Here is a 17591-nt window from a genome sequence, read left to right as displayed (position 1 = left end):
CCTTGATACGAGAACGCCCTCAGACTATGGGTTTGCTGAAGATCCGGAATCATCCGTGAGGATGACGTTTGCGTGAAGATGGTGCACGCAGGAGGGGGTCTCGATGGAGGAACGCACACGGGACGGCGATGATCTCGTCGAGTTCGCGGAGATGCTCCGTGGTGGCGGGGCCACCGACCGCGCGGCGCGGGCCATCGACCCGGCGGCGCGGCGTCGCCGTCGCCGTCGGGGACTCATCGCCTCGGCCGTGGTCGCCGTCGTCGTGCTCGCGCCGCCTGCCGGGTACGCGGCCTGGGCGTTGAACGCGCCGCTGCGAGCGCCGCTGGCGGCCATCACCGCGCCGTCGGCGCCGGCCGCTCCGCCGGCCGCCGACATCCGCTTCGCCCCCGACGGCGTCGCCGCGTTGTCGGTGGCGGGGGCCGAGGCCTACCTGGGACCGGAGGCTGCGGGTGTCTGGGCACGTTACGGTGACGACGAGCCGCGCCCGATCGCGAGCATCACCAAGCTCGTCACCGCCCTCGTGGTGCTCGACGCGTTCCCTCTCGCCGACGCCTCCGACGTCGGCCCGACGCTGACCTTCGACCGTGCCGACCACGCGCTGTACGACGCGTATTTCGTCCGGGATGCGACGATCGCGGCGATGCCCGCGGGGAGCTCGATGTCGCTGCGCGACGCCCTCGCGACGATGCTCGTGCCTTCGGCGAGCAACTACGCCGAGGTGATCGCTGTCTGGGCTTTCGGCTCCGTCGACGGGTATCGCCGCGCCGCGGACCGATGGTTGTCGGCACGCGGCCTCGAGCGCACGACCATCGTCGAGCCGACGGGCCTCGACCCGCGCAACACGAGCACGCCGACCGACCTGATCGCCCTGGGCCGGCTGGCGAAGGCGGACCCGACGGTGTCGGCCATCGCCGCGACGCCGTCCGTGTCGTTCCCGGCGACGGGGCCGCTGGCGAACACCAACCGCATGTTGGGCGAGATGGGCATCGACGGCCTGAAGACCGGGACGCTCGAGGACAGCGGGTCCAACCTCCTCTACAGCGCGACGGTCGATGTCGGCACGGCGGAGCCGTTGCGTGTGATCGGGGTGGCGCTCGGCGGCGCTTCGCAGCAGGCGGTGGGCGCGAGCGCGGCAGGTGTGCTGCAGCGCCTGGCCGCGGGCTTCCACCGCACGGCCCTCGCGCAGCCCGGTCAGCGGATCGGCACCTACACGACGGCCTGGGGGAGCAGCCTCGACGTCGTGCTCGCAGAGGGCGCCTCGCTGCTGACGTGGTCCGATACGCCGATCGTCGTCGAGATGCAGCACCGTGAGCCGGTCGAGTGGGTCGACGGCGAGACGATCGGCGAGGTCACCTGGACGGCCGGCCCCGAGACCGACAGCACGCCGGTCGTCCTCGAGGGCATGATCGAGCCGCCCACCGCGTGGTGGCGTCTCACTCATCCGGGTGAAATCGGCTGACGGATCTCGCGGCTCGCGGCGACCGGCGCCGCGGCGTCGATCGCATCGGCGTCGACGCGACGCGCATTGCAGATCGCGCACCGCACGTACCGGATCGTGCCGTCCGAGGTGCGGTGCGACGACTCGGTGATCCAACCGTGCTCGTGCGATTCCGATGCGGATCGGACGGCTGTCGCGTGCGTCGAGGCGTTGCGCTCGGGAGGGGTTCGGGTGGCGGCGGATGAGGTCATGCTCCGATCGTGTTGTAATGCCCTTATGCAACTCAACCCTTACGGCGAGTACGCGGTCATGCTGGCGGCGTCGCTTGCGAACGACTGGCCCGCAGACCGCGACGGCGTCGTGGAGCGCTCGTACGAGTTCGGGATGACGGCGGTGTACGCGCCCGCGTCGGACTCCGATCTGGATCGCACCCGGCTGGTCGTCGACGGCTGGCTCGACGTCGTCGATGCGCCGACCGCCGAGCACCGCGCCGCCCTCCTGAACCGTCGGATGGCGGAGGCGACCGCCTACCCCCGGCTGACCGATCACGACGGCGGGTGGCACCTGCACTACCGCGACGACGACCAGCGCCTGCCGCAGGTGCTGGGTGCGGTGATCGCGGTGGGGACGGCCCTCCATCTCACGACGCGCGGGATGGACCGGCTCGGCAGGTGTGCCGCGGGGGACGCCCCGGGCGACCCGTGCCGAAATGTCGTGGTCGACATCACGCGCAACGGGCGGCAGCGCTACTGCTCGGTCCGGTGCGCCAACCGTGACGGCGTCCGTCGACACCGCGCCCGAGCGGCCGCACTACCGCACGGCGCGGCGTGAGCGCAAAGGGCTTCGCGGACGCGGCGTCGCCGCCACAGTGAAGGGATGCCTCCCGTGTCGACAGCGCAGCGCGACCACGAGCTTCCCGACGGCTTCGGGGTCGTGGTGGGCAACTGCCAGGCCGAATCGCTGCGGATCGTCCTCGATGCCCCCGATCGCCCGACGGTCCGCGTCCCCGCCGTCCACGAGATGACGGCGGCGGATGCCGAACGCCTGCACGCGCTTCTGCGTCGTGCCTCGTTCCTGGTCGCCCAGCCCGTGCGCGAGGACTACCACGGGCTGCCGCTCGGCACGCGGCAGCTGGCGGCGTCCCTCCCGGCGACGGCCGCTCTCGTGACCTTTCCGGTGGTTCGCTACGCCGGTCTCCACCCGTTCCAGGCGGCGCTCCACGTGCCGGGGGTCGACGAGGTCCCGCCGGTGGTGGCATACCACGACGTCCGCACCCTGGCTGCGCTCATCGGGCTTCCCGTCCGCGACGCTCTCGATCGCGAGGGAGTCCTGGCCACGGCGGACGACTCGCTCGCCGAGCTGCGCCGGCGCGAACAGGACATCGACGTCGCGGTCTCGGATCTGCTGCATCCCACCTCGGCCGAGCTCATGAGGACGGTCAATCACCCCGGCAACCCGATCTGGATGCCGCTGGGCGAGCGTGTGCTCGACGCGTTGGGTGACGCGGGCGAGCCCACCGATCCGGGCAGGCCGCTGCTGAACTCGGTGCGGGCTCCCCTCGAGCCGTGGGTGGTGGATGCGTGGGGCCTGTCCGACGAGCCGCACCCGCACTGGCTCGTCGGCGGCGTCGAGATCGACCCCGCCGAGGTCGCCGAAGCCCACATCGCCTGGTACCGACGGCATCCTCTCTTCGTCGAAGGCGCGACGACGCGACTGCGCGCCACCTTCGCCCGCTGGCGCTCGTGACTGGCCACGGCCCCTGCCTCGAAGCTCCGTGCTAACGTAGACAGGTCCCTCCGGGACTCGTGCGTCGTTTGTCTGGCTCACCGTCGAGCAGATCGTCTGACGTGATCACTGGAACATCCAGCCCCCATCTTTTCGCGCGCACCGATCTGTGCGCCCCTCGTTCTAAGGCCCTCGTGCTCTCTTCTCTTTCTTCTTCCGCGCCCGCGCTCACCTGGCGTCAGGCCGACGACGACTTCTTCGTCGCCACTCTCGACGGTCAGTACGCCGGGTTCGTGACCACCGGTGTCGCTCCGGCCACCTTCGATGCCGAGAGCGGCCACGGCGCCGACCTCGGCATCCACGCCTCGCCCGCGGCCGCCGCCGCCGCTGTCGCGGCCGCCGCGCGTCCCGCCGCATCGCGACCGACCACCGGGCGCACGCGTCGGCGGGGGACACGAGCGCCGGTGGCTCACCGGCGCCTGCGCACCTCCGACGTGCGCTGACCGCGGGAACGGGCCGCCGCGACCCGCTCGATGCGGGCCGGGGCGTCGGCCGATCCGTTCAGCCGACGCGACGCGGTTCGCCTTCGAGGTCTCGTGCGATCGCCGCGACACCCCGCCGTGTTTCGCTGTAGATCCGACGGATGCTCGCTCGCTCGTTCAGTTCCGCACGGCGAGCCCACTCGTCGAAGGTCAGGCGGAGGATCAGCGCGAGGGTCGAGACCGCGGCGCGCACCGCGACCATGTCGGTCTCGCGGTCGGTCGCCTGCACGGCCGCCTGCATCAGCTGCTCGACCTGCTCGGCCTCGTTGCAGAGGGCGAGCGCGAGCAGCGAGGGCTCGCTGCCGACGACTCGTCGCACACGCAGGGTGCGGAGGTGCTCGTCGGGGTGTTCATCGAGGTGGTCGAGCAGTCGCAGCCAGCCGCGCTCGATGCCCTCGACGATGGACGCGCCGCCGCGAACGGCCTCGATGGCGTCGTCGACGACACGGGCGGAGTCGTCGGCGCTGGCGAAGACGGCGGCCTCCTTCGTCGGGAAGTACCGGAAGAAGGTGCGCTGGGACGTGCCGGCGCGCCGGGCGATGTCGTCGACGGTGGTGCCGTGCACGCCGCGCTCCTCGAAGAGATCGAGGGCGGCGTCCGACAGCTCGCGTTGCGTCTCACGACGACGACGTTCGCGCAGACCGGCGCGTTGCTCGTCCTCGGGCGCCTCCTCGTGTTTCGGCTCCATGACGTTATTGTCTCACAGCGACAAGATGGCAGTGACTGACATATGATCAGTCGGTGACAATTGAGCAGCAGCATCCCTCCACCGCATCCGTTCCCCTGAACACCGCCGTCGTGACCCCGGCGGTGCGCACCGGACCCGTCATCGCCCTGCTCGTGGCGTCGGCGTTCGTCGTCATCCTCAACGAGACGATCATGGGCGTCGCCCTGCCGCGACTGATGGTCGATCTCGACATCACCGCGGCGACGGCGCAGTGGCTGACTACCGGTTTCCTCCTCACGATGGCCGTGGTGATCCCGCTCACCGGCTACCTGCTCGCGCGGTTCCCGCTGCGACGCATCTTCTTCACCGCGATGACCCTCTTCGCCGCGGGCACCCTGATCGCGGCCCTGGCGCCCGGCTTCGGGATGCTGTTGACCGGACGCGTCGTGCAGGCGTCGGGCACCGCGATCATGATGCCGCTGCTGATGACGACGGTGCTCAACGTCGTCGAGCCCTCGCGCCGCGGGCGCATGATGGGCGTCATCAGCATCGTGATCGCGGTGGCGCCGGCGATCGGCCCCACCGTCTCGGGGCTGATCCTGTCGGTGCTCGACTGGCGCTGGATGTTCTGGCTCGTCCTCCCCATCGCCCTGCTGGCCCTCGCTCTCGGCGCCATCTGGGTCAAGAACGTCACCGAGACGCGCGAGGCGCGCTTCGACGTCGCGTCGGTCATCCTCTCGGCCGTCGGATTCGGCGGACTCATCTTCGGGCTGAGCTCGATCGGCGAATCGGCCGCCGGGCACGCCCCGGTGCCGGTGTGGATCCCGCTCGTCGTCGGCGCCCTCTCGCTCGCGGCGTTCGTTGTCCGCCAGCTCGCGCTGCAGAAGCAGGACGCTGCGCTGCTCGACCTCCGGACCTTCCGCTCGCGGTCGTTCAGCCTCGCCGTCGTGCTGGTGGTCGTGGTGATGTCGGCGCTGTTCGGCTCGCTCATCCTGCTGCCGCTCTACCTGCAGCAGGTCCTGGGGCTCGACACTCTGACCGTGGGTCTCATGCTGCTTCCCGGCGGTGTGCTGATGGGGCTGATCGCACCCGTCGTTGGTGCGCTGTTCGACCGATTCGGACCGACCCCGCTGGTCATCCCGGGCATGATCGTCGCCGCGGCGGCGCTGTGGGGCATGACCACCTTCGGCACCGAGACCTCGATCGGATGGATCATCGCCGTGCACATGACCCTGAACCTCGGCCTCGGCTGCGTCTTCACACCGCTGCTCACCTCGGCGCTCGGTTCGCTGCCGGCGCGTCTGTACTCGCACGGCAGTGCGACCGTGAGCACCCTCCAGCAGGTGGCGGGTGCGGCGGGCACCGCCCTGTTCGTGACGCTCATGTCGGTGGGGGCGGCCGCAGCGGCCGCGGGCGGAGCGGCCGCCGTCTCGGCGACCGCGAGCGGCGTGCACACCGCCTTCTTCACGGGTGCGGTGATCGCCTCGGTCGCCGTGGCGCTGACCTTCTTCGTCCGCAAGCCCGAACCCGTCGAAGCCGCGCCGCAGGTCGCGGCGCACTGATGTCGGCGACCTCGCCCGCCCGCCGCCCCGGCGGAATCACGGGACCGCGTCCGTAGGGTGGGCACGATGAACCTCTGGTGGGAACGTGTCCGAGATCTGCTGTCGCTCGGCGCTCACTCCCACGAGAGCGTGCCCGACCTGCGGGGTCTCGAGTCGCAGCGGTCGCGCATCGAGCGCACCCACTTCATCGTGAACGACCGTCAGCGCCAGATCCGAGGCGAGCGTCTCTACGTCATCCGGCGCCAGCGACGCGACCGCCGCAATCCCACCGCGATCGCGGTGTACGCCCGCGGCCGCGTGGTCGGGCAGATCTCGGACGTGCGCGCCCGGCAGCTCGCGCCGCTCCTCGACCGCCTCGGCGGGGCGGCGTTGGTGTCGGGCACCGGGACCGAGCCGGGCAGCATCCGCCTCTGGGTCGATCTGCCGACACCCGAGGTGCTGGGCGCATTCATCGACGCCGCAGCCGGCTCATCGGCACCCCCGCGCACCCGCCCCACGCGCCACCGTCCGACGACCGACACCATCCTCACCGTCGCCACCGGCTGACGGCCGCATCCTCGGACGCGAAAGGCGGTGATGCTCTCGGCATCACCGCCTTTCGTCGGTCGCGGGGGCGGGTCAGGCCTCGGGGATGCGGACGAGCATCTTGCCGGTGTTCGCTCCGCGCATCATCGCCAGGAACGCCTCGACGGTGTTCTCGATGCCGTCGACGATCGTCTCGTCATAGGCGATGCGGCCCTCGGCGAACCAGCCGGTCATCCTCTCGGTGAACTCCGGCGACAGGTGCAGGTACGACCCGAGGGTGAAGCCGGTGGCCGAGAGGCCCCGCGTGATCATGTTGGCCATGTTGTCGGGGCCGGGGGACTTCTCGGTCGAGTTGTACCCGGCGATGGCTCCGCACAGCGCGATGCGTCCACCGGTGTTCATCACGTCCAGCGCCGCCTCGAGGTGGTCGCCGCCGACGTTGTCGAAGAAGACGTCGACGCCCTCGGGCGCGAGCGTCGCGAGCTGCTCGCGGACGGGTGCGTCCTTGTAATCGAGCGCCGCGTCGTAGCCGTACTTCGCCGTCAGCAGCGCCGCCTTCTCGGCCGAGCCGGCCGAGCCGATGACCCGGCCCGCACCGAGCAGCTTCGCGATCTGGCCGACCGCGGTGCCCACGGCGCCGGCGGCGCCCGAGACGAAGACGGTGTCTCCCGGCTGCAACCGCGCGATCGCGGTCAATCCGACGTATGCCGTGAGCCCGGTCATCCCGAGGATGTGAAGCCGGACCGAGAGGGGAACGCCGGGAAGCTCGGCGACCGCACGGAAGGTCGACGCATCGGCCTGGACGACATCCGACCAGCCGTGCTGGTGCAGCACGACGGTGCCCACCGGAAGCGCGTCGGAGGCCGACGCCACCACGCGTCCGATGGCCCCTCCGGCGATGACGTCACCCAATGCGTACGGCGGCACGTAGCTGCGCACGTCGTTCATGCGACCGCGCATGTACGGGTCGACCGAGACGAACGCGTTGGCCACGCGCACCTCGCCGGGAGCCGGCTCGTCGAGCGTGACGGTGGCGACGGTGAAGTCGTCGGGGGTCGGCCACCCCTCGGGGCGGCGGGCGAGACGGATCTGCGTGCTCGTGTCGTTGTTCACATGGCTCCTTCGTGGGGATCGGGGTGGTCTCAGGAGGTGGCGAGACCGATGATGAGGCTGGCGATGGCGAGAGCGGGGATGACGCCCTGCTTGAGGGCGGCCGACGCCTTCGACGGGTCGGACAGGATCAGCACGAGGCTCGCGGCCACCATCGAGCCGGCCCCGGTGAACACGAGCGTCGCGCCGACCTCGGTCTGACCGGTGGCGAGGAGAGCGATGCCGAGCAGGGCGGCGATGGCGAGGAACAGGTTGTAGAAGCCCTGGTTGAAGGCGAGCGCCTTCTGCGTCTGCGCCTGTTCCGCCGTGCCGCTGCCGAACGTCGCGCGAGCCCGAGCGCCGGTCCACGCGATGGACTCGAGATAGAAGATGTAGACGTGGACGAGGGCCGCGAGACCCGCGAGCGCGAGACCGATGATGACCATGAGCGCCGCCTTTCCCGCGGTCGAGGCCGCGTATTTCTGTATCGACCGGTTCAATATATACTGAACCGGTCGATACACAAAAGGGGCTTCCGATGGGCCGAACACAGACCTACGTGCGGGCCGACGTCGTCCGCGCCGCACGCTCCGTCTTCTGGGATCAGGGATACGAGGGCGCCGCGCTGCCCGATCTCGAGCGGGTGACGGGGCTGAGCAGGTCGAGCATCTATCACGGCTTCGGATCGAAGCGCGGGCTGTTCGACGCCGCAGTCGACAGCTACCTCGACGAGGTGATCCGCCCGCGTCTGGCGCCCTTGCGCGCCGAGGACGTGGCGCCCGCGGCCTTAGGGGAGTACCTCTCGGGCCTGCACGCCGCGCTCATGCGTCCGGGTTCGCTTCCGGCCTCGAGCGGATGTCTGCTGGTGAACACCGCCGCCGCGCCGATCGCCCGAGACGAGACCGTCGCCCGGGTCGTCGCCGACTACCGGGCCGAGCTTCGATCGGCCTTCGGCCGCGGTGTGGCCGCACGCCGCCCGGAGCTCGACGAATTCGAGCGCGGCCTGCTGGCCGACGCCTGCACCGGGCTCGTGGTGTCGGCCTTCGTCCTGGTGCGGGTGGATGCCGCCGGGGCCGGCGACGCGCTGCAGACGGCGCTCGCGCTCGTCGAGGGCACTACGCCCACCTCCTGACTTTCGCAAGCGTTCGCGTGGCCGATCGGCGAGATTTAGCGTGAGCGCGTGGAACAGAGCGATCAGTACACCTTCGACAACCCGATCACCCGATATGCGCGGGTCGAGCCGCCCGTGCAGCACCAGCCCGAGCCGGGGGTCCAAGCCGACATGGACCCGGTTCCCGATCTGGGTGAGGAGACCTACCGCGGCTCCGGTCGTCTGTTCGGCCGCAAGGCGTTGATCACCGGCGGCGACTCCGGCATCGGCGGCGCCACGGCGATCGCCTTCGCACGCGAGGGGGCGGATGTCGTCATCGTGCATCTGCCCGCCGAGCAGCGCGACGCCGACCGCATCCTCGGCCTCATCGCCGAGGCAGGCGTCCGCGGTCACGCCATCGCCAGCGACATCTCCGACCCCGACGCCTGTCGCGCGCTCGTAGCGGAGGCCGCCGAGTTCCTGGGCGGCATCGACATCCTCGTCAACAACGCGGGCAAGCAGGTGGCCGTCGACCGGCTCGAAGACCTCTCGGACGAGCAGTTCGCCGAGACCTTCCACACCAATGTCTTCGCCAACTTCTGGATCACCAAGGCCGCGCTGCCGCACCTGCCCGCCGGAGCCTCGATCATCAACACCGCATCCCTCGAGGCGTACAAACCCGCGCCCGACCGGCTCGACTACGCCGCGACGAAGGCCGCCATCAACAACTTCTCGAAGGGCCTGTCGCAGCAGCTCGCGCCCCGCGGCATCCGGGTCAACGTCGTCGCCCCCGGCCCGGTGTGGTCGGCGCTGCAGGTCAGCCACGGGGTCTCCGACGAGCAGATGCGGGCGTTCGACGACGAGAGCACCTACCAGCGCGCCGGACAGCCCGCCGAGATCGCTCCCGCGTTCGTCTTCCTCGCCTCGGCGGAGTCGAGCTACGTCTCGGGCGAGACGCTCAACGTCAACGGAGGCATGGTCACCCCGTGAGCGAACACCCCTTCGCGGTCGTCTCCCTCTGCGGAGACGTACCGCAGCTTCACGACGTCCCACGCATCGCAGACGACGCCGAGCGCGACGCCGACGAGGTCGTGGCCGGACCCTTCACCGCAGTCACGCTCGACGCTGCGCTGGGCGCTGATGCGCTGGTGTCGGCCATCGCCGAGACCGAGATCCTCACCCCGTGGATCCTCGTCGCGGGGCCGGACGAGCGCGACATCGCCACAGAGATCGTCGGACGCGCCCTCGACGGAGCGCCGGGCGTCTTCGGCCTCGCCGGGGTCGTGATCGACGGCGCCGAGGTTCCCGACGGCATCCGCCGCCACGAGGTGCCGGCCGTGGTCGCCATCGACGGTGCTGCCACCGCGATCCGCGGTCTCGCGAGCGACGTCGCGACGCACGGTCCCCGCGTCCCCGAGCCCTGGGCGCGGATCATCACGTCGTCGCGAACGGACGTCGCGATGCGCGCGACCCTCGCCCGCCGAGCACTGGCCGACGATCCGGGGTACCGGCCGCGGGCGCTCAGCGAGGCGCAGCTCGCGCTGCTCCGCGAGCTCTCGCGCCGTCTCGTGCCGCAGCAGCCGGGCCCGGCGATCGACCTGGCGGCGCGTCTGGATCGCATGATCGAGGCCGGCGAGAGCGACGGCTGGCGCCCGACGGGCATGTCGACCGACGTCGAGGCGTATCGCGCGGGCCTCGACGCGCTCGCCGCGATCTGGATGCGCGGCACCGCGGCTCAGGATGCCGTCATCCGCGAGGTCATCGAGGGGAAGGCCGCAGCGGGCTCGGTGCTCACACCTCGACAGCTGAGCCTGTGGTTCGAGGACGCGCGCAACGACCTCGTCCGGTTGTGGCTGTCGCATCCGGCCTCGCTCGCCCACGTGGGTTACTCGGGCTTCGCGACCGGCGGCACCGGACCCGAGCCCGCCGGCTACCTCGTCCTCGCCGCGGGCGAGCGCGAGGAGTGGGAACCCGAAGAACTCGGTCGCCTCGGCGCGGCGGAAGGACGAACCTCATGAACCTCACCGGCATGCGCACCTACGATCTCGACGAGGTGGTGGACGTCGTCGTCGTCGGCACGGGCGCCGGCGGTGGACCGCTTCTCAGCCGGCTCGCCGAGCGGGGTCTGCGGGTCGTGGCGCTCGAGGCGGGCCCGAACCTCGAGCTCGACGAGTTCTCGCCCGACGAGCGCGAGGCGACCCGCATCAACTGGATGTCCGACCGATTCAGCGGGGGAGATGCGCCGACGGCTTTCGGCCCGAACAACAGCGGCTGGGGCGTCGGTGGCGGCACCCTCCACTGGGGTGCGTTCACGCCGCGACCCGATCGACGCGACCTCGCACTGCGAACCGAGTCGGGCCAGGGGCGCGACTGGCCGATCGACTACGACGAGCTGATCCGTTACATCGTCGAGGTCGAGAAAGTGATCGGCGTCAGCGGACCGATGCCGTATCCGTGGGATCCGCAGCGGGAGTACCTCGACGGGCCGACCCGACGCAACGCCCCGGCCGACCTCGTGCTGCAGGGGTGCGAGCGCCTGGGGATCACCGCGACCGACGCGCCGGCGGCCATCATCACGCGTGACCGCGAGCAGCCGCACTACGGCACGCGTAAGGCGAGCATCGACGTGGGCGGCATCCATCAGGGCGACCGGTTCGGGTACAAGGCGACGACGGCGATCACCTATCTGCCCGTCGCCGTCGCACACGGCGCGGAGATCCGCCCGGACTCGATGGTGCACCGCATCGAGCAGGATGCGGCTGGCAGGGTCACCGGTGTGGTGTACCTGCACGAGGGGGTCGAGTACCGTCAGCGGTGCGCTTCGCTCGTCCTCGCCGGCGGGGGGATCGAGACACCGCGCCTGCTGCTGAACACGGGGCTCGCGAACTCGAGCGGCCAGGTCGGCCGCAACTTCCTCGCCCACGGGGCCGTGCAGGTGTGGGGCCGCTTCGACGAGAGCATCCGCGGCTACCGCGGGTACCCGTCGGCGGCGATCACGGAGGACTTCGTGCGTCCTGCGGGCGTCGACTTCGCGGGCGGCTACCTCATCCAGAGCCTCGGCGTGATGCCGCTGACCTACGGCACCTCGCTTGTGCGCGGCGGGTCGCTCTGGGGGCGGGAGCTCATGGACGCCCTCGACGCCTGGCAGTTCTCGGCCGGCATCGGCATCAACGGCGAGTGCCTGCCGGCTGACGGCAACCGGCTCGAACTCTCGGACGACACCGACGAGTGGGGCATCCCTCGCGCCGAGGTCAGCTTCTCGCCGGGAGCGAACGAGAAGGCGATCGACGATCACGCGGTGGGCGTGATGACCCGCATCCTCGACGCCGCCGGGGCCCGAGAGACTCGCGTGCTCGCCCGGACCGCCCACACGATCGGCACGTGCCGGATGAGCACCGACCCCGGCGACGGCGTCGTCGACCCGGACGGCCGGTCGCACGACATCCCGAACATGTGGATCTGCGACAACTCGACGTTCCCGAGCGCTCTCTCGGCCAACCCGGGGCTGACGCAGATGGCACTGTCGCTGCGCACCGCCGACCGCATGCTGGCCACCGCCTGAGTCGCGGACCTCAGGCGTTCGTGAGATGCTTCTCGCGCTTGCGTGCCACGACGCGGCTCCGTACCGAGAACACCAGCACGAGGGCCAGCAGGGCGTAGAGCACGATCGTGATCGGGCTCTGCACCAGCACCGAGAAGTCGCCGTTCGAGCTCATCGCCGCGTCGCGCAGGCTCGTCTCGGCCAGCGGTCCGAGAACCATGCCGATGATGAGCGGTGCGAGGGGGAAGTCCATCGCGCGCATCAGGAAGCCGAGCAGACCGATCCCCAGCAGCATCAGCAGGTCGAACGTCGAACCCGACGTCGCGTAGATGCCGAGCGCGCAGAACACCGTGATGCCCGCGTAGAGATAGGGGCGGGGGATCAGCAGCAGCTTGGCCCAGAGCATCGCGAACGGCAGGTTGAGGATGAGCAGCACGACCATCGCGATGAAGAAGCTCGCCAGCAGCGACCAGACGAGGTCGGGTGCGCGATCGAACAGCAGCGGGCCGGGCTGCAGCCCGTACTGGCGGAAGGCGGCCAGCATGATCGCCGCGGTCGCGGAGATCGGCAGGCCCAGGGCGAGCAGCGCGCCCATCGCCATGCCGGTGGTGGAGTTGCCCGCCGCCTCGGGAGCCGCCAGTCCCCGGATGGCGCCCCGGCCGAACTGCGGGTTCTTGCGCCGGGCGTCGAGCCGCTTCTCCACGCCGTAGGCGAGGAAGGTCGGGATCTCCGAGCCGCCGGCCGGTACGACGCCGAACGGCAGGCCGATCGCGGTGCCGCGCGCCCACGCCGGCGCCGCCTCCTTCAGCTCGCGGCGCGTCAGCCAGGGCCGACCGGTCGGCTTGATGAGCGCCTTGTTCGAGGTGTGCCGCTCGAGGCAGGCGACGTAGATGACCTCGCCGAGCGCGAGGATCGCGACCGTCACGGTGACGAGCGAGATGCCGTCGAAGAGATTCGGGGAGTCCATCGTGAACCGCGGGGCTCCCGAGACGCCGTCGATGCCGATGACGGCGATGCCCAGCCCGATGAACAGAGCCGTCAGGCCCTTCACGACGTTGTCGGTGACGACCGACGAGGTCGCCGCGAACGCGAACACCGCGAGCGCGAAGAACTCGGCCGGACCGAACCGGCTCGAGAAGTCGGCCAGGGCCGGAGCGACGAACACCACGACGACCGAGGCGACGAAGCCTCCGATGAACGCGCCGATGGCGGCGGTCGCGAGGGCCTGCGCCGCCCGGCCGTTGAGAGCCATCTTGTGGCCCTCGAAGGTCGACGCGATCGCCGACGCCTGACCCGGGGTGTTCATGAGGATGCCCATGGTCGAGTCGCCGAACAAGCCGCCGAAGTAGACGCCCGCGAACATGATGAACGCCGCCGTCGGGTCGAGCGAGAAGGTGATGGGCAGCAGCAGCGCGACGGCCATCGACGAACCGAGGCCGGGGAGCACGCCCACCGCGGTGCCGAGGAGGCACCCGATCAGCACCCAGAGGAGGTTGGCGGGGGTCAGCGCGCCCGCGAAGCCCTGGCCGAGAAGCTCGAGCACATCCATGTCAGAACCCTCCGAGGATGCCGGACGGGAGCGGCATCCCGAGCACCATGTCGAAACCGATGTAGGCGATGGAGCTCACCGTGAGCCCGACGACGAGACCGCCCAGGTGCTTCGTCGACCCGAAGGCTCGCGCGACGCACCAGAAGAGGAGGCCTGCGGCGATGATCCACCCGAGGATCTCGAGCAGGAAGGCGAAGGCGAAGAACGCGCCGACCACCCACAACAGCGACCGCACGTCGACGCGCACCGCTCGCGTCGGTGCGGCGGCCCCGGACTCGGCGCCGGCGTCGTCACCACCGACGACATCCGCGGTCACGGCGGCGATGTCGGGACGTGCCGCGCTCGTCTCGCGCATCTCCTTGAGCGCCGAGACCACCAGGGCGGCGGCGAAGACGTACAGGCCGCCCGCGATGATGCCGGGGAAGAACTGCGGGCCGGGGAACACGGCGTTGGCGGGGACCTTCATCGTGAAGATGCCGACGAGCAGGTAGGTCGCGAAGGCCGTGATGATCACCGGCATCGTCAGGCCCTTGAGCAGGACGGCGATGCCCGGCCCCGACACGAGTCGCAGGCGGTCACCGACGACGGCCGAGGTCGCCGTCGGGTTCGGGGGGAACGTCATAGTCCCATCTCCTCGTACAGGTTGGTGATGCGCTCTTCTTCGTCGTCGAGGAAGGCCGTCAGTTCGTCTCCGGTGATGATGCGTTCGGTCCAGCGATAGCGATCGATGGCGTCCTGCCACTCGGGCGTCGCGACCGAGTCGAGCACGAGCTCGGTGAGGGTGTCGACGTCGTCGTCGCTGAGTCCGGACGGCGCGGCGAGCATGCGCCAGTTCGAGAGCGAGATGTCGTAGCCCTGCTCGTTCGCCGTCGGGATGTCGATCCCCTCGATCGGCTGCTCCGACACGAGGGCGAGCGCCCGCAGGCGCCCCGCCTCGATCTGGTCGATGTTGTCGGGGTACCCGCCGGCAGCAGCCTGGGCCGTGCCGTTGAGGAGGGCCTGGATGGCCTCGCCGCCGCCGTCCGACGAGATGTACGTCGTGTCGATCGGGTCGATGCCCGCGGCGAGGGCCAGGTCGGTGACCACGAGCTGGTCGAACGACCCGCCGCCGGTCCACGGGATCGACTTCGGGTCCTCGCGCCAGGCGTTCACGAGATCGTCGAGGGTCTCGTAGGGGGAGTCGGCCGGAACGACGATGACGTCGTACTCCTCGACGACGACCGCCAGCGGCGTGACATCCCCGAGCTTCGCCGCGGAGTCGAACTGGATGGTGGCGGCGAGCAACCCCGTCCCACCCACCAGCATGTTCCCGGGCTGGCCGTCGAGCACCGACACGTTGCCGAGGGCGATGGTGCCGCCGGCCCCGGGCATGTTCACCACCTGGACGTTGTTCACCAGCCCGTTGGCCTTCTGCGCCTGCTGCAGCTCGCGCGCCACTCCGTCCCAGCCGCCACCGGCGGCAGCCGGGGCGATGATCGTCATCGAGGCGTTGATCTCCTGGCCGGTGGCGGCCGAGGTGATGGAGCCGACTCCGGCCGTCACGATCGCGGCCGCGGCGACGGCCCCTCCGATGATGCGTGCAGCCAGGGTTCGGCCCCGATGCTGCGGGCGCGCATCTGTCTCTGTCGCGCTGTGCGTCATGATCACTCCCATTCGCGCGGACGTCGTCGTCTCCGCGAGATCGAATTAGGATGGCACTTCGCCGAGCCGCCCCCGAGCGTGGCGGGATTTGTTCTCATAGATGCGCACGGGCCCGGTCCGCTCGCGTCCGTTCGCACGAGGAAGTCGACAGGATGCCGTTCACGATGAGACCGTCCGCGGTGCGTCTCGTCCTGCTCGTGCTGCCCTCGGTGATCAGCATCGCCGCGCTCTCGGCGACCGGTGCGGTCGCGCTCGCCCTGCAGGAGCGCACCATCCGCGAGGCCACGGGCGAGCGCGTGCTCGAGGTCGCGTCGAGTCTCGCCGACCTGCCCGAGGTGCGCGAGACGGTCGGCTCGGCCACCGGGCTGGGGTCGCCTGCCGCGCTCGCCGACGCCGACGACCTGGCCGAGGCCACGGCGGTGCTCCAGCCGATCGCCGATCTCGTCGGTGAGGCGGCGGGCGTGTACTACGTCGTCATCACGGACGACGAGGGCGTGCGCATCACGCATCCGCTCGTCGCGGAGCGCGGGGTGCAGGTCGAGACCGCGAACGCGTCGGTCCTCGCGGGCGAGACGTTCATGGGGACCGAGGTCGGCGCCTCCGGCCCGTCGCTCCGGGCGAAAGTGCCGGTGCGCGACGCGGCCGGTCAGCCCGTGGGGATGGTGGCCGTCGGGGTGCTCGAGTCGGAGATCGCCTCCGAGCTCGACGCGGCCGTCCGGGCGCTGCTGCCCTGGGCCGTCGGGGCGCTGCTGGTCGCCACCCTCGCCGCATCCGTGCTCACGGCCGTCGTCGAACGGCGCTTCCGCCGGCTCGACGTCATCGCGGCCGAACATGCCCAGATGCGCCGGACGACGGTGGCGCTGCGCGAGCAGTCGCACGAGTTCAGCACCCGGCTGCACGTCATCCACGGACTGGTCTCGCGAGGAGATGCGGCCGCGGCGCTGGGATACATCGAGGATGCCGTGCCGGTCCGGCACGAGACCGGCCAATCGGACGTGCCCGGCGGTGGGCCGCTCGCGGCGGCGACGGTGCAGGCGGTGCAGGCCGAACTGGGCGAGCTGGGCGCGCGCGTGGAGTTCGACCTCGATCTCGACGGCGATCTCGACGACGGCCTGGTCTCGGTGGTCACGAATCTGTGCCGCAACGCCGCCGAGGCGGGCGCGCGATCCGTCGCCTGCTCACTGCGTTCTGCCGGGGAGCGCGTGCTCGGATGCGTCGACGACGACGGGCCCGGCATCGATCCGCGGGTCGCCGGGCGGATCTTCACTCCGGGATTCACCTCGAAGCCCGACGCGTCCGGGCATGGCCGAGGACTCGGACTCGACGTCGTGCGACGTGCGGTTACGGCACGCGGGGGATCCGTCGAGGTCGGCGCGTCTGCTCTCGGCGGTGCGCGCTTCGCATTCGAGATGGATCGCAGCCGATGAGCGGGCCGATCCGCGTGCTCGTCGTCGACGACGATCGGGGCGCCCGCGCGCTGCACGCGGGCTTCGTCTCCGACGTCCCGGGCTTCGTCGTCGCCGCGACGGCGGGGACGGGCGAGGCGGCCCTGGAGCATGGTCGGACGGGAGTCGATCTCATCCTGCTCGACATGCGGTTGCCGGGCATCAGCGGCATCGAGGTGCTGCACCGTTTGCGCACCCTCGGCGACGACGGGCCCGACGTGCTCGTCATCAGCTCGTCCCACGACCAGACCACGGTGCGGCAGGCGCTCGCCGCGCGCGTCGTGGGATATCTCGTCAAACCATTCACGCAGGCCGCGCTCCGCGAACGGCTGGAACGGTACGCCCACGACCGTGAGCGGATCGTCGCCGGCGGTCGCGACCGGATGCTCGCGCAGGGCGAGATCGACCGCCTGCTCAGCACTGGCACCGTCCGCACCGTGTCGGCCGCCCCGGCCGGCACGAGGCCGTCGGGCTCAGACCACGCCGGGCGCGCCGGCGTCGGGTCGGAGTCGCGAGAAGGGGCGCTGCCGAAGGGGCTGGCCGCGCCGACCCTCGCCCGCGTCGTCGCCGCCCTCGACCCGGTCGTCGCCCTGACCGGCGCGGACGTCGCAGCCGCCTGCGCGATCTCGCGAGCCACTGCGCACCGGTATCTGACGCACCTCGTCGACACCGGCGTCATCCACCTCTCGCACCGATACGGCAAGCGGGGCCGTCCCCAGGTGCTCTACCGGCTCGCGCCCTCGCCGGAGCGATGGTCGTGACGGCCCGCGGGCGCGC

Annotated in this window: 19 protein-coding genes; 12 read left to right on the top strand and 7 right to left on the bottom strand. The window is 70.8% G+C overall.

Annotated features, from left to right (window positions below; translation table 11 throughout):
• The first annotated feature begins 103 nt into the window (after positions 1–103).
• Positions 104–1459, top strand: coding sequence for a D-alanyl-D-alanine carboxypeptidase family protein (locus tag HW566_RS03850; RefSeq protein ID WP_178010577.1), 1356 nt, complete (start codon positions 104–106; stop codon positions 1457–1459).
• On the opposite strand, the gene HW566_RS03845 is transcribed toward HW566_RS03850, so the two are convergent.
• Positions 1438–1689, bottom strand: coding sequence for a hypothetical protein (locus HW566_RS03845; RefSeq protein WP_178009301.1), 252 nt, complete (start codon positions 1687–1689; stop codon positions 1438–1440). The genes HW566_RS03850 and HW566_RS03845 overlap by 22 nt on opposite strands.
• A gap of 25 nt (positions 1690–1714) precedes the next feature.
• Here HW566_RS03845 and HW566_RS03840 point away from each other — a divergent pair, with 25 nt between their 5' ends.
• The 3 genes from HW566_RS03840 (at position 1715) to HW566_RS03830 (ending at position 3666) form a co-directional block, all read left to right on the top strand.
• The gene (locus HW566_RS03840) at positions 1715–2269 is read left to right on the top strand and encodes a CGNR zinc finger domain-containing protein (protein ID WP_178010575.1); all 555 of its coding nucleotides are present in this window, start codon (positions 1715–1717) and stop codon (positions 2267–2269) included.
• Positions 2270–2323: 54 nt separating this feature from the next.
• Positions 2324–3184, top strand: a complete 861-nt coding sequence (locus HW566_RS03835; protein WP_256728853.1) for a WcbI family polysaccharide biosynthesis putative acetyltransferase — start codon at positions 2324–2326, stop codon at positions 3182–3184.
• A 173-nt stretch (positions 3185–3357) separates the two neighbouring features.
• Positions 3358–3666 carry a hypothetical protein gene (locus HW566_RS03830; RefSeq protein WP_178010572.1) on the top strand — a complete coding sequence of 103 codons (309 nt, stop codon included), beginning with the start codon at positions 3358–3360 and terminating at the stop codon, positions 3664–3666.
• Between the two features lie 58 nt (positions 3667–3724).
• Here the strand turns inward: HW566_RS03830 and HW566_RS03825 are convergent, their stop codons facing one another.
• Entirely contained in the window at positions 3725–4393 is a 669-nt protein-coding gene (locus HW566_RS03825) for a TetR/AcrR family transcriptional regulator (RefSeq protein ID WP_178010570.1), read from the bottom strand.
• Between the two features lie 122 nt (positions 4394–4515).
• Between HW566_RS03825 and HW566_RS03820 the strand changes: the two genes are divergently transcribed.
• Together HW566_RS03820 and HW566_RS03815 are read left to right on the top strand one after the other, a co-directional pair.
• Positions 4516–5934 carry a DHA2 family efflux MFS transporter permease subunit gene (locus tag HW566_RS03820; protein WP_178014635.1) on the top strand — a complete coding sequence of 473 codons (1419 nt, stop codon included), beginning with the start codon at positions 4516–4518 and terminating at the stop codon, positions 5932–5934.
• A gap of 66 nt (positions 5935–6000) precedes the next feature.
• Positions 6001–6480 carry a hypothetical protein gene (locus HW566_RS03815; protein ID WP_178010568.1) on the top strand — a complete coding sequence of 160 codons (480 nt, stop codon included), beginning with the start codon at positions 6001–6003 and terminating at the stop codon, positions 6478–6480.
• A 72-nt stretch (positions 6481–6552) separates the two neighbouring features.
• Here the strand turns inward: HW566_RS03815 and HW566_RS03810 are convergent, their stop codons facing one another.
• Together HW566_RS03810 and HW566_RS03805 are read right to left on the bottom strand one after the other, a co-directional pair.
• Positions 6553–7572 (bottom strand): NADP-dependent oxidoreductase, encoded by a 1020-nt coding sequence (locus tag HW566_RS03810; protein WP_178010566.1) that lies wholly within the window; start codon positions 7570–7572, stop codon positions 6553–6555.
• A 29-nt stretch (positions 7573–7601) separates the two neighbouring features.
• Complete coding sequence (locus tag HW566_RS03805) at positions 7602–7994, bottom strand: DUF1304 domain-containing protein (protein ID WP_178010564.1); 393 nt, start codon at positions 7992–7994, stop codon at positions 7602–7604.
• A gap of 92 nt (positions 7995–8086) precedes the next feature.
• Here HW566_RS03805 and HW566_RS03800 point away from each other — a divergent pair, with 92 nt between their 5' ends.
• From HW566_RS03800 to HW566_RS03785, 4 genes are read left to right on the top strand one after another with little or no spacing between them, the layout of a single operon-like run.
• The gene (locus HW566_RS03800) at positions 8087–8680 is read left to right on the top strand and encodes a TetR/AcrR family transcriptional regulator (RefSeq protein WP_178010562.1); all 594 of its coding nucleotides are present in this window, start codon (positions 8087–8089) and stop codon (positions 8678–8680) included.
• Between the two features lie 48 nt (positions 8681–8728).
• Complete coding sequence (locus tag HW566_RS03795) at positions 8729–9628, top strand: SDR family oxidoreductase (RefSeq protein WP_178010560.1); 900 nt, start codon at positions 8729–8731, stop codon at positions 9626–9628.
• Complete coding sequence (locus HW566_RS03790; RefSeq protein WP_178010558.1) at positions 9625–10656, top strand: hypothetical protein; 1032 nt, start codon at positions 9625–9627, stop codon at positions 10654–10656. Before HW566_RS03795 ends, HW566_RS03790 begins: the two co-directional genes overlap by 4 nt.
• On the top strand, positions 10653–12200 hold the full coding sequence (locus tag HW566_RS03785) for a GMC family oxidoreductase (protein ID WP_178010556.1): 1548 nt from the start codon (positions 10653–10655) through the stop codon (positions 12198–12200). Before HW566_RS03790 ends, HW566_RS03785 begins: the two co-directional genes overlap by 4 nt.
• Before the next feature lie 10 nt (positions 12201–12210).
• On the opposite strand, the gene HW566_RS03780 is transcribed toward HW566_RS03785, so the two are convergent.
• The 3 genes from HW566_RS03780 to HW566_RS03770 are packed head-to-tail and all read right to left on the bottom strand — an operon-like array spanning position 12211 to position 15369.
• Positions 12211–13728, bottom strand: coding sequence for a tripartite tricarboxylate transporter permease (locus tag HW566_RS03780; RefSeq protein WP_178010554.1), 1518 nt, complete (start codon positions 13726–13728; stop codon positions 12211–12213).
• 1 nt (position 13729) lies between these two features.
• Positions 13730–14350 carry a tripartite tricarboxylate transporter TctB family protein gene (locus HW566_RS03775; protein ID WP_178010552.1) on the bottom strand — a complete coding sequence of 207 codons (621 nt, stop codon included), beginning with the start codon at positions 14348–14350 and terminating at the stop codon, positions 13730–13732.
• On the bottom strand, positions 14347–15369 hold the full coding sequence (locus tag HW566_RS03770; protein ID WP_178010551.1) for a tripartite tricarboxylate transporter substrate binding protein: 1023 nt from the start codon (positions 15367–15369) through the stop codon (positions 14347–14349). The genes HW566_RS03775 and HW566_RS03770 overlap by 4 nt, the downstream gene beginning before the upstream one ends.
• Before the next feature lie 164 nt (positions 15370–15533).
• On the opposite strand from HW566_RS03770, the gene HW566_RS03765 reads away from it, so the two are divergent.
• Positions 15534–16796: a sensor histidine kinase gene (locus HW566_RS03765; protein WP_256728852.1), complete on the top strand. Its 1263-nt coding sequence runs from the start codon at positions 15534–15536 to the stop codon at positions 16794–16796.
• Positions 16793–17575 carry a response regulator gene (locus tag HW566_RS03760; protein WP_178010547.1) on the top strand — a complete coding sequence of 261 codons (783 nt, stop codon included), beginning with the start codon at positions 16793–16795 and terminating at the stop codon, positions 17573–17575. The genes HW566_RS03765 and HW566_RS03760 overlap by 4 nt, the downstream gene beginning before the upstream one ends.
• The last annotated feature ends 16 nt before the right edge of the window (positions 17576–17591 follow it).

The organism is Microbacterium oleivorans (assembly GCF_013389665.1).
GTDB classification, from domain to species: Bacteria; Actinomycetota; Actinomycetes; order Actinomycetales; family Microbacteriaceae; genus Microbacterium; species Microbacterium oleivorans_C.
Note: the sequence above shows the minus strand (reverse complement) of the source record. Positions and strands in the feature narration are given on the sequence as shown.

Excerpts from the sequence above, each read along its gene's own strand:
- HW566_RS03850 (WP_178010577.1), top strand. The coding sequence starts at position 104 with ATGGAGGAACGCACACGGGACGGCGATGATCTCGTCGAGTTCGCGGAG.
- HW566_RS03845 (WP_178009301.1), bottom strand. The coding sequence starts at position 1,689 with ATGACCTCATCCGCCGCCACCCGAACCCCTCCCGAGCGCAACGCCTCG.
- HW566_RS03840 (WP_178010575.1), top strand. The coding sequence starts at position 1,715 with ATGCAACTCAACCCTTACGGCGAGTACGCGGTCATGCTGGCGGCGTCG.
- HW566_RS03825 (WP_178010570.1), bottom strand. The coding sequence starts at position 4,393 with ATGGAGCCGAAACACGAGGAGGCGCCCGAGGACGAGCAACGCGCCGGT.
- HW566_RS03815 (WP_178010568.1), top strand. The coding sequence starts at position 6,001 with ATGAACCTCTGGTGGGAACGTGTCCGAGATCTGCTGTCGCTCGGCGCT.
- HW566_RS03805 (WP_178010564.1), bottom strand. The coding sequence starts at position 7,994 with ATGGTCATCATCGGTCTCGCGCTCGCGGGTCTCGCGGCCCTCGTCCAC.
- HW566_RS03800 (WP_178010562.1), top strand. The coding sequence starts at position 8,087 with ATGGGCCGAACACAGACCTACGTGCGGGCCGACGTCGTCCGCGCCGCA.
- HW566_RS03785 (WP_178010556.1), top strand. The coding sequence starts at position 10,653 with ATGAACCTCACCGGCATGCGCACCTACGATCTCGACGAGGTGGTGGAC.
- HW566_RS03780 (WP_178010554.1), bottom strand. The coding sequence starts at position 13,728 with ATGGATGTGCTCGAGCTTCTCGGCCAGGGCTTCGCGGGCGCGCTGACC.
- HW566_RS03775 (WP_178010552.1), bottom strand. The coding sequence starts at position 14,350 with ATGACGTTCCCCCCGAACCCGACGGCGACCTCGGCCGTCGTCGGTGAC.
- HW566_RS03770 (WP_178010551.1), bottom strand. The coding sequence starts at position 15,369 with ATGACGCACAGCGCGACAGAGACAGATGCGCGCCCGCAGCATCGGGGC.
- HW566_RS03765 (WP_256728852.1), top strand. The coding sequence starts at position 15,534 with ATGAGACCGTCCGCGGTGCGTCTCGTCCTGCTCGTGCTGCCCTCGGTG.
- HW566_RS03760 (WP_178010547.1), top strand. The coding sequence starts at position 16,793 with ATGAGCGGGCCGATCCGCGTGCTCGTCGTCGACGACGATCGGGGCGCC.